The sequence below is a fragment of the Pseudomonas sp. Pseusp97 genome, assembly GCF_047304025.1.
In the GTDB taxonomy this organism is placed as follows: Bacteria; Pseudomonadota; Gammaproteobacteria; order Pseudomonadales; family Pseudomonadaceae; genus Pseudomonas.
In genome coordinates, this window is record NZ_JBGLYK010000038.1 from 18,774 (window position 1) to 33,349 (window position 14,576).

Below are 14,576 nucleotides of genomic sequence, written 5' to 3' on the forward strand. Positions count from 1 at the left end.
CTCACGAATGCAAGCCGGATTGATTCTTTGCAGGTAGAGAAACTCAGCCCTGGCTGGCGATGGCCTCGGCCACCTGCAGGTCGCTCAGGGGCGATTGCGGATGCTCGCTGCGATACAGATGCAGGGCCTGTTCGAGTTGGGCGCCGTGGATCACCCCGGCAGTAGCGACATAGGCCAGCGCATCGTCGCGGGCGTGCTGATAGGCAGCGCGCGGCGACTGGCTGGTGGACTCGCTGACGGCAGCCGTGCCGAGGCTGCTGCCGATGGTGATGTGGTCGGATGAGTTGCCCTTGCCGTCCATGGCGTTGGCGAGGCCGGCAACCGCCAGCAGCAGGGCAACGGCGCCCTGCTTCAGCATCCGCAGACCGCCGGGCGCGCGGTCCAGCCCATGCGTATCTCCGGATGCCCGGTGTGTTCGTCCGCGCGTTCTTCCAGCACCTCGAAGCCATGCCGCCGATAGAAGGCCACCGCGCCGGCATTGGCCGAATAGACCGACAGCTCCAGCATCGGCAGGTGGATCTTGGCGTCGCTCAGCAGGTGCGAGCCCAGCCCCCTGCCCTGGCATTCCGGGGCGACGAAGAGCGCGGCCAGCGCGCCATCGTGCAGGCTGTAGAAACCGCTCACGCAACCGTCGTTCTCGACCACGCGTGACGCGGCGGCGGGCAGGTAGACGTCGCGCATGTCCTGCAGGCGCTGCTGCCAGAAATCGGCGTCGATAAAGTCGTGGGCCTGCTGCGAGGCCCGCAGCCAGATATCCAGCACCCGGTCCATGTCGTCGTCGCGAAGGTCACGGATCAGCATCGGCAGTCGTCTCCCGGTTCTTGAAGTGCTCATGGCGTGGCGGGCGGCATCCTACACAAGCGAACACCGCTGCGCTGCCCCGCGAACTGCCGCCAATCGTCGCACCTTATTCTTGTTTTCCCGCCGGTACCTTCCAGATGTCCTGGGCGTACTCGCGGATGGTGCGGTCGGACGAGAACCAGCCGACCCGCGCGGTGTTGAGCATAGAAGCTTTCCACCAGCGCGAGGGTTTTCTCCAGAGTTGCTCGACGCGCTCCTGGGCGTCCCAATAGGCATCGAAATCGGCGCAGACCAGGAAGCGGTCGTCATGGCGCAGGCTGTCCACCAGGGCGCTGTAGCGCTGCGGATCATCCGGCGAAAAGACGCCGCTGCCCACCGAGCGCAGCGCCTCTTCCAGGCGCGGCGAGGCGGCGATCTCGTTGTGCATGGCCAGGTCCCCGGTGCGCTTGCGCGCCACCACCTGCTGGGCCTTGAGGCCGAAGATGAACATGTTTTCCGGGCCGATGCGCTCGCACATCTCGACGTTGGCGCCGTCCAGGGTGCCGATGGTCAGTGCGCCGTTGAGCGCGAACTTCATGTTGCTGGTGCCGGAGGCCTCCAGGCCTGCCGTGGAAATCTGCTCGGAAAGATCGGCCGCCGGGATGATCGACTCGGCCAGGCTGACGTTGTAGTTGGGGATGAACACCACCTTGAGCAACCCGCGCACGGTGGGGTCGGCGTTGACCGTGCGGCTGATGTCGTTGGCCAGCTTGATGATGAGCTTGGCCAGCACGTAGCTGGGCGCGGCCTTGCCGGCGAAGATCTTCACCCGCGGCACGCGCTCGGTGGTGGGGTCGTTGCGGATGTCCTGGTAGAGCGCCACGGTGTGCAGCAGGTTGAGCAACTGGCGCTTGTACTCGTGGATGCGTTTGACGTGCACGTCGAACAGCGCGTCGGGATCGACCCGCACGCCCAGCCGTTCCTCGATCAATCCCGCTAGGCGTTCCTTGGCGTTGCGCCGCTGCTGGGCGAAGCGCTGGCGCACCGTGGTCTTCTCGGCGAAGGCGGCAAGGTCGCGCAGGCGGTTCTCGGGATTGTCCAGCACGTCTTCGCCGAGGGTTTCCACCAGCAGAGCGGTCAGCTCGGGGTTGGTCTGGAACAGCCAGCGGCGGAAGGTCACGCCGTTGGTCTTGTTGCTGATGCGGTTCGGGTAGAGCCGGTGCAGGTCGCGGAACACCGTCTCGCGCATCAGCTCGGTGTGCAGCGCGGACACGCCGTTGACGCTGTGCGAGCCGAGGAACGCAAGGTTACCCATGCGCACGCGGCGGCCGTGGTCTTCCTCGATCAGCGACACCGAGCGCAGCAGGCTGAAGTCATGGATGTCCTTGGCGCGCAGGGCGTCGATGTGGAAGGCGTTGATCAGATAGATGATCTGCATGTGCCGCGGCAGCAGGCGCTCCATCAGCCCTACCGGCCAGGATTCCAGCGCTTCGGGCAGCAGCGTGTGGTTGGTGTAGGACAGCGTGGCCACGGTCAGCTCCCACGCCTCCTCCCATTCCAGAGCGCGCTCGTCCAGCAGCAGGCGCATCAGTTCGGCGACGGCGATGGCCGGGTGGGTGTCGTTGAGCTGGATGGCAACGCGCTCGGGCAGGCCACGGACGTCCTCGCCATTGCCCAGGTGGCGCTGCATCAGGTCCTGCAGCGAGGCGCTGACGAAGAAATATTCCTGGCGCAGGCGCAGTTCCTGGCCGGCTTCGGTGCTGTCCGCCGGGTAGAGCACCCGCGAAATGCTTTCGGCACGCACCGTGTCGGCGACCGCGCCGAGGTAGTCGCCCGCATTGAAGCGGTCCAGGTGCAGGGTTTCCTCGGCGCGGGCCCGCCACAGGCGCAGGGTGTTCACGCTCGCGCCACGCCAGCCGACGATGGGCATGTCGTAGGCGACCGCCCTCACCCGCTCCACCGGCGCCCAGCGCTGGCGCTCGACGCCGTTGGCGTCCGGCTCGCTGTGCACGGCGCCGCCAAAACCGATACTGAAGCTGCACTCGGGGCGCTCGAATTCCCAGGGGTTGCCGAAGTCCAGCCAGGTTTCGGTGAGTTCCTGCTGCCAGCCATCGCCGATGGCCTGCTTGAACAGGCCGTGTTCATAGCGGATGCCGTAGCCGTGGGCCGGGATATCCAGGGTCGCCATGCTTTCCATGAAGCACGCCGCCAGGCGCCCCAGGCCACCGTTGCCCAGCGCCGCGTCGGGTTCCAGCAGGCGGATGCGCTCCAGGTCCACGCCCAGCTCCGACAGCGCCTGGCGTGCGATCTCCAGCAGGCCGAGGTTGCTCAGGTTGTCGATCAGCAGGCGGCCGATGAGGAATTCCAGCGACAGGTAGTAGACGTGCTTGCGGTCGCTGCGATTGATCGCCCGGGTGGCTTCTTCCCAGTGGTCCACCTGGTACTTGCGCGCGGCCAGGGCCACCGCCTCGAACCAGTCGTGGTCGAAGGCGTCGGCCGGGTCCTTGCCCACGGCGTAGCGCAGGCGGGTGAGCACGGCGTGCTTGAAGGTTTCGACTTCCGACTGATCGGGAATGCTGTCCAGGGCCATTGCCGTCTCCTTATGTGAACGGAAAAGGGGCGTGGGCCGGCGAAGCGCAACGTACCCCAGTGCATCTGTCCACGGCGAAAACGATCAGTTCAGACCTTTTCTCCGGGCGGGCGCTTCCGTTCATCAGAATCGCTGAACGCTCGGCGACGAGCGGTTTCTCCCCCTTGTGGGCGGCAGATTGCCTCCCGGCGCGGGAATGCTCCGGCTCCTGCGCCCTTCCAGCAGTGACGAAGAGGAGAACAGCCATGCCACGCGGCAGCAAAGAGAAGTACACCGACAAGCAGAAGCGCAAGGCCGAACACATCGAGGAAAGCTACGAAGAGCGTGGCGTTTCCAAGGGCGAGGCCGAGGCGCGCGCCTGGGCCACGGTGAACAAGCAGTCCGGCGGCGGCGAGCGCACGGGCGGGTCGGGCCAGCGCAAGAGTCCGCAGGCCAAGAGCCAGTCGCGCAAATCCTCCGCTCGCCGCGCGGTCGCCACCAAGCATGGCGTACCGCGCCCTGACCAGTCGCTGGAATCCATGACCAAGGCCGAGTTGCTCAACCGCGCCCGCACCCGGCAGATCAGCGGCCGCTCGACCATGCGCAAGCAGGAGCTGATCGATGCCCTGCGCAAGGCGGCCTGAGCGCCAGTCACCTGAACCCACTCACGACGACCAACAGGAGAAAGTCTCATGGGCAGCTATCGATGGACCCCTTCCTCGCGCCGCAGCGGCGTCAATGAACTGCAATCGCTGGTCCACGACCTGGAAAGCCTGCTGGAAAGCGGCCGCGACCTGGCCGCGGACGAGCTTCCCGCGTTCAAGGCCAAACTGCGCGGGCTGGTCGACCAGAGCCGCGAGACCAGTGACCAGCTGGTACAACGCAGCCGCCGGGCCATCCAGGCCGGCGGCGATTATGTCGGAGAGCATCCTTGGCAGACCGTGGCGATCCTCGCCGCTGCCGCCGGCCTCCTCGCCGCGGCCTGTGCGTTGAGCCGGAACAACTGAGTCCGGCGCGGTGGTCGGCGGCTCAGCCGTTGACCACCGTCCCGCCATTCACGTGCAGCACCTGGCCGCTGACGTAGGAGGAATCGCTGCTGGCGAGGTAGACATAGGCCGGCGCCAGCTCCTCCGGCTGGCCGGGCCGCCCCATGGGCGTATTGGCGCCGAACCTGGCCACCTCTTCGGCGCTGAAGGTCGAGGGGATCAGCGGCGTCCAGATCGGCCCCGGCGCGACGGCGTTGACGCGGATCCCGCGCTTGACCAGGTTCATCGCCAGGGAGCGGGTGAAAGAAGTGATCGCGCCCTTGGTGGAGGAATAGTCGATCAGCTTCGGATTGCCCTTGTAGGCGGTGATCGAAGTGGTGTTGACGATCGCCCCACCCTCGCCCATCAGCGGCAGCACCGCCTTGGTCAGCTGGAACATGCCGAAGATGTTGGTGCGGAAGGTCTTCTCCCACTGCGCTTCGCTGATGTCCTCCAGGGATTCCTGCGGGTGCTGCTCGCCGGCGTTGTTCACCAGGATATCGATGCGCCCCCAGCGCTCCTGCACCTTGCGCGCGACTTCCGCGCAGAAGCCGGCATCGGCGACGTCGCCGGCCATTTCCAGGCATTGCTGGCCGAGGGATTCGATGACCTGGCAGGTCTTGAGCGCATCCTCGGATTCATCGAGGTAAAGCAGCACCACGTCGGCGCGCTCGCGGGCGAAGGTCACCGCGACGGCGCGGCCGATGCCGCTGTCGCCGCCGGTGACTATCGCCACCTTGCCGGCCAGCTTGGCGGCGGCGCGATACTGGCTGGAGACGAACTCGGGATGCGGCTGCATCTGCTCTTCGCTGCCGGGCTGCTGGTCCTGGTGCTGGGGCGGAAGGGTCTGGGTTTCGCTCATGCCGTTCTCCTTGGGATGCCGCCAGGGCATCGGTGAAGGTCAAACTGTCGAATGTCAGGCGCGTGGCGGTTTCTGCTCGCCGCAGTGGCAGTGCGGGTCCTGGCAGCGCTTTTCGCCATCGGGGTGGCCGTCCGCGCAGGCCTGGCAGCAATAGGCGCGACCGTCGCGGTAGACGGCGCTGGCGCCCAGGCTGCACGAGCAGCCGGGGCAGGAGCAGGGTTGATCGTTCATGGGGCCTCCCGGGTCCGGTGGAACATAGTGGGTAGGCCGGCCCCGGCAGGCGGAGTTCAGGCTTTTTCGCGAGCGGCAGCGGGCCGCCAACCGGCTTTTCTGAACCCCCGCGCCGTGTCCGCGTCCATCGCCGTACTCACCCGAAGAAGGAGAATGGCGATGACCCATTGCAGACTGTCGACCCTGCTCAGCCCGCTGCTGCTGGGCCTGCTGCTGTTCGGCAGCGCCAGCCCGGCGCAAGAGCCGTCAAGCGAATCGGCCTTCATCTCCGAAGCCATGCGCAACAGCCAGCAACAACTCGCCCGCGCCCAGCAGGCGATCCGCTACGGCAAGACGCTGGCGGTGCGCGACCAGGCCCAGGGCGTGCTGGACGAGCACTCGACCCTGCTGCGCGACCTGCAGACGCTGGCACAGAAGAAAGGCGTGCCGGCGCAGGGCGATGCACCGCTCAAGCAACAAGGCACGCAGGCGCAACTGGCCGACAGCGAACGCTTCGACCATGACTACGCCGTGGCGCAGCTGGAAGCGAGCAAGGCCGCGGTGGGCGCTTTCGACCGCATGAGCAGGCGCAACGCCGACCCGGACCTGCAAGGCTTCGCCCGCCTCTGGCTACCGATGCTCTATCACCAGCGCGAGCTGGCCGACCAGCTGGTGGCGTCGCAGGCGCCCTAGCCTTCCAGCTGATCCCACATTTTGCGCGTGAGGCGCTGGCGGGTCCTGCTCCAGTCGGCCCAGGGGTCGGCTGCGGCCAGGCGCTCGTCGACATTGGCGATGGTCCAGTGGTTGGCGCCCTTGAGTTCGGCCAGCTCCTCGCGGCTCACCGGCACCGATACCGGCAGGCCTTCGCGTGCGCGCACCGACCAGACGCAGACGGTGCTGGCGCTGCGGCCGTTGCGCAGGTAATCGATGAAGATCCGCTTGACCCGGTTCTTCGGCCCGGACACGGCGCTGAAACGGTCCGGCATGATCCTCGCCATATGCCGGCTGATGGCATGGGCGAAGTCCTTCACTTCGTCCCAGCCATGGTTGCGCTGCAATGGCACGAGGATATGCAGGCCCTTGCCGCCGCTGGTCTTGAGGAAGGATTTCAGGCCCAGTTCGTCGAGCAGCGTCAGCGTCAGCTGGGTCGCTTCGATCATCCGCGACCAGGGCAGGCTCGGGTCCGGGTCGAGGTCGAGGACGAAGCGGTCGGGCTTCTCCAGGTCGTCGACGGCGGCATTCCAGGTATGCAGCTCCAGCGCACCCATCTGCGCGGCGCCGACCAATCCTTTCGCGGTCGCGATGCGCAGTAACGCCGGGCGCCCCGGATCGAGCTTCGGGTCCAGCAGGTCGACGCCGGGAATGGCATTGCGCGAGGCGTGGCGCTGGAAGAACTGCTCACCGCCCACTCCGTCCGGCGCCCGCACCAGCGACACGGGACGGTCGCCGAGCCAGGGCAGCATGCGTTCGGCGGCTTTCTCGTAATACCGGGCGACATCGATCTTGCGCAGCTTGCTGGTGGGGTCGATCACCCGGTCGGGGTGGGTGATGGTCACGCCTTCCACCTTGTTGCCCGTCGAGGCCCCGGCCGATGCTTTCGCCGAGGCTTTGCCGGAGGATCTGGCCGCCTTGCCGGTGGCCGCCTTCTGCGGCTTCTCCTCGGTGATGGCTTCGGCGGGCTTGTCGCTGCGCAGGCCATGGAACACCGCCTGGCGCACCAGCCCTTCGCGGGTGATTTCGGCGAAAGCCACCTCGCACAGCAGTTCCGGACGCAGCCAGGTGACGCCCCTGGCGTCGGCGCCCCGAGGCGGCGTGGGCAACGGGCAGGACTTGCTCTGCAGGGGTTTGAGCTGCTGGTAGATGGTCTTCAGGCTGGTGCTGCTGAAGCCGGTGCCGACCTTGCCGGCGTAGCGCAGTTCGCCATCCTTGTCATGCAGGCCCAGCAGCAAGGCGCCGAAGTGCGAGCGCGAGCCCTTGGGTTCGCTGTAGCCGACGATGACGAACTCCTGTCGACGCTTGCACTTGAGCTTGATCCAGTCACGGGAGCGCTTCTCGGTATAGGTGCTGCCGGCCCGCTTGCCGATCAGCCCTTCCAGTCCCAGGCGACAGGCGCTGTCGAGAATGCTCCGGGGGTCGTCGGTGAAATCCTCGGAATAGCGCAGATAGTCGCTGGCGTTGCCGCGCAGCACCTGCTGCAGCGCTTCGCGGCGCTCTTCCAGCGGCTTGCCGCGGTAATCCTCGCCGTCCAGCCAGAGCAGGTCGAACAGGGTGTAGTGGATGGGCTCGGAAAGCTGCGCGTCGAAGGCGTTCTGCAAGCGCTGGAAGTCCGGGCGCCCCTCCTCGTCCATCACCAGGATTTCGCCATCCAGCCACGCCGACTGCACGTCGAGCCCGGCCAGCGCCTCGCACAGCTCGGGCAGCTTGCCGGACCAGTCGTGGCCGTTACGGGTCTGCAAGCGCACCTTGCCGTGGTCGAGACGGGCGAGGATGCGATAGCCATCGATCTTGATCTCGTAGCGCCAATCGCCGGGCGGCGGAGCCTCGACCAAGGTGGCCAGTTCCGGCGACAGCGCGTCGGGCAACTTGGCGCTGCCGCGCTTGCCCGATGCGGCCTTCTTCGTTGTCTTCTTCGCTGGAGCAGTTGCCGCCTTAGCCGGGCGCTTGCCCTTGGGCGCGGCCTTCTTCCCCGCTGCCGCCTCGCTGGGCAGCGACTGCCCGGTGACCACGCTGAATGGTTCCTCGGCGAGGATGTCGAAACGCGGATAGTCCCGCGCCTGGTCGTCACGGCCCTTGATCAGGAACCACTGCGGTTGCCGGCCGGCCATGCGCGTGCGGACGAGGTTCCAGCTGCCGGCGAGCTTGCTGCCGTCCAGGCGGAATTTCAGGTGCCCGCTCTTCATGCCCTCGTGGGGGTCGCCGATGGGCGTCCAGCGACCTTCGTCCCAGACGATGACATCGCCGGCGCCGTAATGCCCGTCGGGGATGTGCCCTTCGAACCGCGCGTAATCCAGCGGGTGGTCCTCCACCTGGATGGCCAGGCGCTTCACGCTGGGGTCCAGGCAAGGCCCCTTGGGCACCGCCCAGCTCTTCAACACGCCATCGAGTTCGAGGCGGAAGTCATAGTGCAGGTGGCTGGCATCATGCTTCTGCACCACGAAGGCGAACTCCCCGGCGTGGCCGGCAGCCGATTCGCCACTGGGCTCGGGGGTGCCGCTGAAGTCGCGCTTGCGGGCGTATTCGTGCAGGGTCTCGGCTCGGGCCATGGCTCACTGTTCCTCGTCGGGATCGGACTCGTCCCAGGGTTTGCCATCCAGCGGATGCACCCGGCCTTCCTCGGCTTCGTCCAGGCCGATGCCGCCGCCGATCTCGCTTTCGCCAACGATCGACAGCTCCTTGTCCGCCGGCGTGCTGTCGGCGGGGTCCAGCGGCGACTCGGTGCCGTCCTCGTCGATCAGGGTTTCCGGCGACAGATCGTCCATGCTCACGCCATCCTCGGCCTCGCCCTGGCCCAGCGTCTCGCCGCCGCTCAGGCCCATTTCGCGGCGCCGCTGGGCGGGGAAGTCGCGCTCCACGTCCTCGGGCGAGCGCTCATCGCCTATGCGCCCCTCCGGGCCCTTCTCGAAATCCAGTTCCCGCACGCTGCCCATGCGGTCCTCGGTGTCATCGATCTCGATGTGCTGTTCGCGTCGTTCAGTCATGGGTCTTCTCCTGGGATGATCCGGCCGGGTGGAAGAGGCTCACGGGGAGTCCGCCGCTATTGGGCGAGACCTGCTCGCCCGCGCCTTGTCGAGGCAAGGGCATTCGGGATCACGGCAGGACTGGCCCTGGCCGTGGCCCTCGGCGCAGGCTTCGCAGCAGCAATGGTGATCGCCACGGCGCACGGCGGCTCCATCGAGCTCGCAGATGCAGCCGGGGCATTGGCAGACTTCAGGTTTCATGGCGACAGCCTCCCTTGCGCTCTGCTGGGTTGAGCCGAGCGCGGCGAGGGAGTTCAGGTTTTCTGCTGGGGCGTAGCGGCGACGGGACGCGCCGCCGGGTCTGTCACTCGTCGATGAAGCTGTTGATCAGCTCCATGCCGAGGCTGCGCACTCGGCCTGCGTTGCTCAGTTCGTCGCTGTGAATGCCCACCACCGTGGTACGCGGCATGTTCGCCAGCTGGCTGCCGAGGGCAATGGAATAGCGGCCGCCCGCTTCGCGGCAGCAGGAGAAGCTGAACAATGGATAGGCGTCGTGCAGCACGGCTTCCACGTCCAGGCGTCTGAATTCCGTCATGTCCGTCTCCCATCCCCCAGCCTTCACCCTAGCCTTCCGGTGTGACAGGGAAATGATGGCATCTGGCCCTGCCGCAGCCTTCTGCGTCGAACAAGTGGCTGATAGCCAGTGCTGGCATGCCTCGCTTTACAGACGGGCCGCTTCATCCTTACGGGAGATTTCTGACAGAAGGTCAGCCCAATGCTGCGCTGACTGCGCCCGCGGGCCGTGCATTTTTCCTGCGCGCTGGCTGGCGACCTTGCACTTTGCTGATGACCAGGGGCCAGTACAGCGGCGCCAAGCGCAGCAATAACAACCTGTTAAGGCGACGAGACAAGCTGCGCCGGGCTGGAACGACTGATGCAACGGTCAGGCTTCAACCCATGCGGGCCCCGCCACGCCACCCGCGTTCGCGCCCCGCCAGAAGAGGCACCGACATGTCCAGCTGCCGCGACACTGCCATCGAGCACATGAGCCTTCTGTTCACCGATTACCGACCGCAGTTCTTCATCCGCCCTGACGGCACCGTGCTGATCAACCTGCGCAACCCAGCGGGCAAGCGCCTGATGTCCCGCGTCATCCAGCAGGAGGAACAAACCAGCGCGGTGCTGTTGAACAACCTGGTGGAGCGCATCCGCCGGGACCTGATGACCATCGAAGGACCGCTGGAGGAAGAGAACGTCGACTGGTTCCTCAAGCGCATCGAGCTGCAGACCTTCGTCCCCGTCAACCCGACCCACCGGCCGCGCAAGATCGTCGTCGCCGGCGCGCGACTGCGGGCGCTCTCGGGCAAATGACGGCAGGGCAACCGGCACGCCATCAGATAGATCGTCGAGGTAGACCATGAAGAATCCCAACGATATCCCCGACCCCGATCCGAAAGTCACCGGCGAGCAGGCACTGGAAGAACTGGTGGACATCGAGCCCGAAGACAGCGAGCAGGAACCGCATCTCTCCGCGGCCCGCCAGCAAGGCCTGAACGAGGCGCCCTGACCTGCGCACCTCTCGCGATGGCGGACCGGAGGCGCCGTCAGTCCGTGTAGTCGGGCGTCGTCCGGTTTTCCGCCAGCAGGTGCTCGACCACCGCCCGCAGCGCCTGCTGCTCCGTCTTGCCGGCCTCGCGCGCCGCCCGGTACACAGCACGCTGGCGGTCGGCGCTGGTGCCCTCGTCGATGATCCGCAACGCGTGGGCGAAGACAGCTTCGGCCTGGGCGTCGATGAAGGGCTCGCACGCACGCCGGGCCAGCCCGAGCCAGTCCCGCGCCGTCACGCTGCGACTGCCCTTGGCAAGGCCGCCTTCGGCGATGCTCTCTTCCAAGAGAAACCGCGCCGCCACACCATGCCGCCGCGCCTGCCAGAAGTTCTCCGCCAGCAGCACCCGTTGCCAGTGTGGATCGGGATGATCCGGTGCAGCCTGTGCCTGGGCGATCAGCAGGCGGAACAGGCCGGCGATGCACAGCACATCCTCCACCCGCGGGCACGCGTCGGTAATGCGCAGCTCCAAGGTCGGGTACCGCACCGAAGGCCGCAGGAACCACCAGGCATGGCCCGGCTCGTCCATCAGTCCCTGCTCCAGCAACAGCCGGAGAAAGTGTTGCCAGCTCGCCTCATCCTCGAAATACGGTGGAATGCCCATGCGCGGCCATTCCCCGGACAGCGATTGGCGGTAACTGCACAGCCCGCTGTCGCGTCCGCCCCAGAATGGCGAGGAGCAACTGAGCGCCAGCAACAGCGGCAGCCACGGCAGCACCTTGTTGAGCACTCGCACGCGATCCTCAGCCAGCACCTCCACATGGACATGCAGCCCGCTCAGCAGGCTCTGCCGCGCCACCACGCCCTGCTCCTCGATCAACTTGCGATAGCGCGGGCGGATCGGCGGGTCCTGCAGGTGCAGTCGGCTGAAGGGATGGGCAGCCGCGCAGAACAGCTCCAGCCCGTGGGCGTTGACGATGGCGCGCAGGCGCCTGCGCCGGTCCGCCAGGTGCCGCGCCGCCGGTTGCAGGCTGCGGAAGATCGGGCTGACCAGCTCCAGCTGGCAGTCGAAGATTTCCTCGCTCACCTCGCTGCCCAGCACTCCCCGACAGGCGTGGGGCAGGCCCAGCGGAATGTCGCGGGCGATATCCAGCGTGCGTGGATCGAGCAGGAAGAACTCTTCCTCGATACCAAAACGGGGCAGCCCGGTGCGTGGCGACATGCATTGGTTTCCTGTTCTGCAGTTAACCGCTCAGACGCGGCGCGCACCGCTCCCGTTCAGTCTTTTCAGCCGCTTCCCAGCACAGCGGTGCACCGGTCATTTCGTTGAAACCTTTGCCCGCTCATCCACTCGCAATGGAAAGAGCCGCATTCCCGCTCAAGGAGCCCAGCATGACACCGTCCGCTTCCCGCAAGGCCGACTCCCACCGTCGCCCGCGCCGTTCCATCCAGGATCTCTACGACGCCTTGCTACGCGCTCCGCAGGACAACCTGGAAACCGCCGCGGAGTTCCTTCAGGAACAGTTGCAGCAGCAACACTCCCGCGAGGACGACCTGCCTGCTGACCCGCAGGACTGGGACGCCTGGCTGACCAACCGCGCCGAAGCCAGCGCGGCCGCCTACGCCGGCTACCTGCAGGAAAGGCGCGAAGGCGCACCGCGCCGGCACTTCCGCAACCGTGCCCACGCGTTGCATTTCCTCCAGGCGGTGGCGCCCACCAAGCATGTCGACGGCGCCTGGCTCTACGGCATCCTCGAACACTGGAGCGACCCGCGCCTGCTACCGCTGGTACACATCTGCCTGGAAGAACTGGGCCACGGCATCCCCGCCCGCAACCATGTGGTGATCTACCAGCGCCTGCTCGACAGCCTGGGTTGCGACGTCCCGCCTCAACTCAGCGATGCGCACTACCTGCAGGGCACACTGCAACTGGCGCTGGGCTATCTGGCCGACGACTTCCTGCCCGAGGTACTGGGCTACAACCTGGGCTACGAGCTGCCGCCGCTGCACCTGATGATTACCAGCTACGAGCTGCGCGAGCTGGGCGTCGATCCGGAATACTTCCGCCTGCACGTCACCATCGACAACGCCGCCAGCGGTCACGGGCGCAAGGCGTTGCAGGCCCTCAACGCATGCATGCCGCAGGTGGCCGACCGGGAGGAATTCCTGCGCCGCGTGCACGCCGGTTACCGCCTGAATGACGCCGGGTTGGGCAACCGGCAGATCCTCGACGGCTTTGACCTGGATGCCGAGGTGATCGCCATGCTCGAGCGCAAGCGCCCCTTCGCCAGGCAGATGCACGACGACCGCGCCCGCATCGGCGGGCGCACCGTGAACCAGTGGCTGGCCGGCCCCGGGCGCATGGGCGAATTCCTCGCCGCGCTGGAGCGCCAGGGCTGGATCAACCGTCACCAGGACCCGGCCCACAGCCGCTTGTGGAACCTGATCGCCGGCGACGGCGCGGCGATGTTCGGGGTCTTCAACCCCTACGAGCGGCAGCTGCTGCACGACTGGATAGCCGGCGACTGGAACGCACCGCAGCCGCGCAACCCCTGGCGCGGCAGTGACAAGGCCGCTGCGGGCGAGCCTCCCATGCATTCGGACTTCGCCCTCGAAGAGCGTGCCCTGCTCAACGAACTCACCACCCTTTCGCCGCGCAGCCGCATGCACCGCCTGGTGCAGCTGATGGCGCCGCACTCGCACTACACGCCCGCCGGGTTGCTGGCGACCCGAATCTACACCGACAAACTGGGAATCGAACCATGACCTCCTTCTTCGACACGCGCCTGCAAGCCCTGATCACCCTGGGAGAAGAGCTGCGCGCGGAGAACTACTGCTTCACCACCGTGACCCCGGCAACCCACGCGCGGGTCAACTCGCGGCCGCAGAACCAGGTCGCCGAGGACCTGCAAGGCGTGTTCGGCTGGAGCCGGCTGTTCCCCGACTCGGTGATCAGCGAACGCATGCTCGCGCTGCTGGAGACCGGCGGCTTGCTGCAGCGCGAAGACAGCCAGTGGCGCAGCGCGGTGCGCTGGTCGAGCCTGGGCGGGCAGCTCTTCGCCCATTCCGCCTATCCGACGCTGGAGTCCGACGCGGTGTTCTTCGGCCCCGACACCTACCGCTTCGCCAACGCGCTGCAGCGGCATTTCGACAGCGAGCCGGCCGACTCGGTGCGCCGCGCGGTGGACATCGGCTGTGGCGCGGGTCCTGGGGCCATCCTGGTCGCCCAGGCCTACCCCGATGCCGAAGTCACCGCGGTGGACATCAACCCCCGCGCCCTGGACTTCACCCGCGCCAATGCCCACCTCGCCGGCATCGACGACCTGCAGATCCGCCAGAGCAACCTGCTGGACGCCCTCGACGGACAGTTCGACCTGATAGTCGCCAACCCTCCCTACCTGCTCGACCCGGACGAACGCACCTACCGCCACGGCGGCGGCGACCTGGGCGACGGCCTCTCGCTGCGCATCGTCGAGACAGCGCTGGAGCGCCTGACTCTCGGCGGCTCGCTGCTGCTCTACACCGGCGCCGCCGTGGTCAACGGCGACGCCCCGCTACGCCGGCGCCTGGACGCGCTACTGGCCGACCGGCCAGTCAGCTGGCGCTACGAGGAGATGGACCCGGACGTCTTCGGCGAGGAACTGGAATGCCCCGCCTACCAGCAGGCCGAGCGAATTGCGGCGGTGACCCTGACGATGAAACGGCTGGGGTGACGTGGATACCCCAGCGCGCTGACCGCTTTTGCTCTTCGTAGGAGTGAGCTTGCTCGCGAACAGGCTCCGCTGCGGGGCCGGGTTGGGGGGGCAGCGCGGGCCGACAAATAGTTTTGGGCCCCGGGGGGCCCGGGCCCGGGGGGTTTTAAAAGATCAGGGGCCCCCCGCCGGTGGGGGGGGGGGGGGGGGGGGGG

At 67.0% G+C, this 14,576-nt stretch carries 16 protein-coding genes; 7 read left to right on the top strand and 9 right to left on the bottom strand.

Annotated elements, in window-relative coordinates; translation table 11 throughout:
- Positions 1–43: 43 nt before the first annotated feature.
- From ACCC94_RS09765 to ACCC94_RS09775, 3 genes are all read right to left on the bottom strand, one after another.
- Complete coding sequence (locus ACCC94_RS09765; RefSeq protein WP_413349210.1) at positions 44–358, bottom strand: DUF2388 domain-containing protein; 315 nt, start codon at positions 356–358, stop codon at positions 44–46.
- Positions 352–798 carry an N-acetyltransferase gene (locus ACCC94_RS09770; protein WP_413349228.1) on the bottom strand — a complete coding sequence of 149 codons (447 nt, stop codon included), beginning with the start codon at positions 796–798 and terminating at the stop codon, positions 352–354. Before ACCC94_RS09770 ends, ACCC94_RS09765 begins: the two co-directional genes overlap by 7 nt.
- Before the next feature lie 109 nt (positions 799–907).
- Positions 908–3,370: a glycogen/starch/alpha-glucan phosphorylase gene (locus tag ACCC94_RS09775; protein WP_413349211.1), complete on the bottom strand. Its 2,463-nt coding sequence runs from the start codon at positions 3,368–3,370 to the stop codon at positions 908–910.
- A gap of 245 nt (positions 3,371–3,615) precedes the next feature.
- Here ACCC94_RS09775 and ACCC94_RS09780 point away from each other — a divergent pair, with 245 nt between their 5' ends.
- Positions 3,616–3,993 (top strand): Rho termination factor N-terminal domain-containing protein, encoded by a 378-nt coding sequence (locus tag ACCC94_RS09780; protein ID WP_413349212.1) that lies wholly within the window; start codon positions 3,616–3,618, stop codon positions 3,991–3,993.
- 48 nt (positions 3,994–4,041) lie between these two features.
- The gene (locus tag ACCC94_RS09785; protein WP_413349214.1) at positions 4,042–4,356 is read left to right on the top strand and encodes a DUF883 family protein; all 315 of its coding nucleotides are present in this window, start codon (positions 4,042–4,044) and stop codon (positions 4,354–4,356) included.
- Positions 4,357–4,378: 22 nt separating this feature from the next.
- Here ACCC94_RS09785 and ACCC94_RS09790 read toward each other — a convergent pair whose 3' ends face one another.
- Together ACCC94_RS09790 and ACCC94_RS09795 are read right to left on the bottom strand one after the other, a co-directional pair.
- On the bottom strand, positions 4,379–5,236 hold the full coding sequence (locus ACCC94_RS09790; RefSeq protein ID WP_413349215.1) for an SDR family oxidoreductase: 858 nt from the start codon (positions 5,234–5,236) through the stop codon (positions 4,379–4,381).
- A 54-nt stretch (positions 5,237–5,290) separates the two neighbouring features.
- A complete protein-coding gene (locus tag ACCC94_RS09795) occupies positions 5,291–5,467 on the bottom strand; it encodes a metallothionein (protein ID WP_413349216.1) in 177 nt (58 codons plus the stop codon).
- Positions 5,468–5,626: 159 nt separating this feature from the next.
- Here ACCC94_RS09795 and ACCC94_RS09800 point away from each other — a divergent pair, with 159 nt between their 5' ends.
- The gene (locus ACCC94_RS09800) at positions 5,627–6,139 is read left to right on the top strand and encodes a DUF4142 domain-containing protein (protein WP_413349217.1); all 513 of its coding nucleotides are present in this window, start codon (positions 5,627–5,629) and stop codon (positions 6,137–6,139) included.
- On the opposite strand, the gene ligD is transcribed toward ACCC94_RS09800, so the two are convergent.
- The 3 genes from ligD to ACCC94_RS09815 all read right to left on the bottom strand — a co-directional run bounded on the left by ligD (position 6,136) and on the right by ACCC94_RS09815 (position 9,718).
- The gene (gene ligD / locus ACCC94_RS09805) at positions 6,136–8,709 is read right to left on the bottom strand and encodes a DNA ligase D (RefSeq protein ID WP_413349218.1); all 2,574 of its coding nucleotides are present in this window, start codon (positions 8,707–8,709) and stop codon (positions 6,136–6,138) included. The two genes, ACCC94_RS09800 and ligD, sit on opposite strands and share 4 nt — an antisense overlap.
- Before the next feature lie 3 nt (positions 8,710–8,712).
- Positions 8,713–9,144, bottom strand: a complete 432-nt coding sequence (locus ACCC94_RS09810; protein ID WP_413349220.1) for a phosphotransferase system, HPr-related protein — start codon at positions 9,142–9,144, stop codon at positions 8,713–8,715.
- Between the two features lie 343 nt (positions 9,145–9,487).
- A complete protein-coding gene (locus tag ACCC94_RS09815; protein ID WP_413349221.1) occupies positions 9,488–9,718 on the bottom strand; it encodes a hypothetical protein in 231 nt (76 codons plus the stop codon).
- A 416-nt stretch (positions 9,719–10,134) separates the two neighbouring features.
- On the opposite strand from ACCC94_RS09815, the gene ACCC94_RS09820 reads away from it, so the two are divergent.
- Together ACCC94_RS09820 and ACCC94_RS09825 are read left to right on the top strand one after the other, a co-directional pair.
- Complete coding sequence (locus tag ACCC94_RS09820; RefSeq protein WP_413349222.1) at positions 10,135–10,494, top strand: DUF3509 domain-containing protein; 360 nt, start codon at positions 10,135–10,137, stop codon at positions 10,492–10,494.
- Between the two features lie 46 nt (positions 10,495–10,540).
- On the top strand, positions 10,541–10,690 hold the full coding sequence (locus tag ACCC94_RS09825; RefSeq protein ID WP_413349224.1) for a hypothetical protein: 150 nt from the start codon (positions 10,541–10,543) through the stop codon (positions 10,688–10,690).
- 37 nt (positions 10,691–10,727) lie between these two features.
- Here ACCC94_RS09825 and ACCC94_RS09830 read toward each other — a convergent pair whose 3' ends face one another.
- Complete coding sequence (locus ACCC94_RS09830; RefSeq protein WP_413349225.1) at positions 10,728–11,891, bottom strand: YbdK family carboxylate-amine ligase; 1,164 nt, start codon at positions 11,889–11,891, stop codon at positions 10,728–10,730.
- A gap of 170 nt (positions 11,892–12,061) precedes the next feature.
- On the opposite strand from ACCC94_RS09830, the gene ACCC94_RS09835 reads away from it, so the two are divergent.
- Entirely contained in the window at positions 12,062–13,435 is a 1,374-nt protein-coding gene (locus ACCC94_RS09835; protein ID WP_413349226.1) for an iron-containing redox enzyme family protein, read from the top strand.
- Positions 13,432–14,382: a class I SAM-dependent methyltransferase gene (locus ACCC94_RS09840; protein WP_413349227.1), complete on the top strand. Its 951-nt coding sequence runs from the start codon at positions 13,432–13,434 to the stop codon at positions 14,380–14,382. The genes ACCC94_RS09835 and ACCC94_RS09840 overlap by 4 nt, the downstream gene beginning before the upstream one ends.
- The last annotated feature ends 194 nt before the right edge of the window (positions 14,383–14,576 follow it).

What these genes read in the sequence shown, in the direction of transcription:
- ACCC94_RS09765 (WP_413349210.1), bottom strand. Translation starts at nt 358, where the DNA reads ATGCTGAAGCAGGGCGCCGTTGCCCTGCTGCTGGCGGTTGCCGGCCTC.
- ACCC94_RS09775 (WP_413349211.1), bottom strand. Translation starts at nt 3,370, where the DNA reads ATGGCCCTGGACAGCATTCCCGATCAGTCGGAAGTCGAAACCTTCAAG.
- ACCC94_RS09780 (WP_413349212.1), top strand. Translation starts at nt 3,616, where the DNA reads ATGCCACGCGGCAGCAAAGAGAAGTACACCGACAAGCAGAAGCGCAAG.
- ACCC94_RS09785 (WP_413349214.1), top strand. Translation starts at nt 4,042, where the DNA reads ATGGGCAGCTATCGATGGACCCCTTCCTCGCGCCGCAGCGGCGTCAAT.
- ACCC94_RS09790 (WP_413349215.1), bottom strand. Translation starts at nt 5,236, where the DNA reads ATGAGCGAAACCCAGACCCTTCCGCCCCAGCACCAGGACCAGCAGCCC.
- ACCC94_RS09795 (WP_413349216.1), bottom strand. Translation starts at nt 5,467, where the DNA reads ATGAACGATCAACCCTGCTCCTGCCCCGGCTGCTCGTGCAGCCTGGGC.
- ACCC94_RS09800 (WP_413349217.1), top strand. Translation starts at nt 5,627, where the DNA reads ATGACCCATTGCAGACTGTCGACCCTGCTCAGCCCGCTGCTGCTGGGC.
- ligD (WP_413349218.1), bottom strand. Translation starts at nt 8,709, where the DNA reads ATGGCCCGAGCCGAGACCCTGCACGAATACGCCCGCAAGCGCGACTTC.
- ACCC94_RS09810 (WP_413349220.1), bottom strand. Translation starts at nt 9,144, where the DNA reads ATGACTGAACGACGCGAACAGCACATCGAGATCGATGACACCGAGGAC.
- ACCC94_RS09815 (WP_413349221.1), bottom strand. Translation starts at nt 9,718, where the DNA reads ATGACGGAATTCAGACGCCTGGACGTGGAAGCCGTGCTGCACGACGCC.
- ACCC94_RS09820 (WP_413349222.1), top strand. Translation starts at nt 10,135, where the DNA reads ATGTCCAGCTGCCGCGACACTGCCATCGAGCACATGAGCCTTCTGTTC.
- ACCC94_RS09825 (WP_413349224.1), top strand. Translation starts at nt 10,541, where the DNA reads ATGAAGAATCCCAACGATATCCCCGACCCCGATCCGAAAGTCACCGGC.
- ACCC94_RS09830 (WP_413349225.1), bottom strand. Translation starts at nt 11,891, where the DNA reads ATGTCGCCACGCACCGGGCTGCCCCGTTTTGGTATCGAGGAAGAGTTC.
- ACCC94_RS09835 (WP_413349226.1), top strand. Translation starts at nt 12,062, where the DNA reads ATGACACCGTCCGCTTCCCGCAAGGCCGACTCCCACCGTCGCCCGCGC.
- ACCC94_RS09840 (WP_413349227.1), top strand. Translation starts at nt 13,432, where the DNA reads ATGACCTCCTTCTTCGACACGCGCCTGCAAGCCCTGATCACCCTGGGA.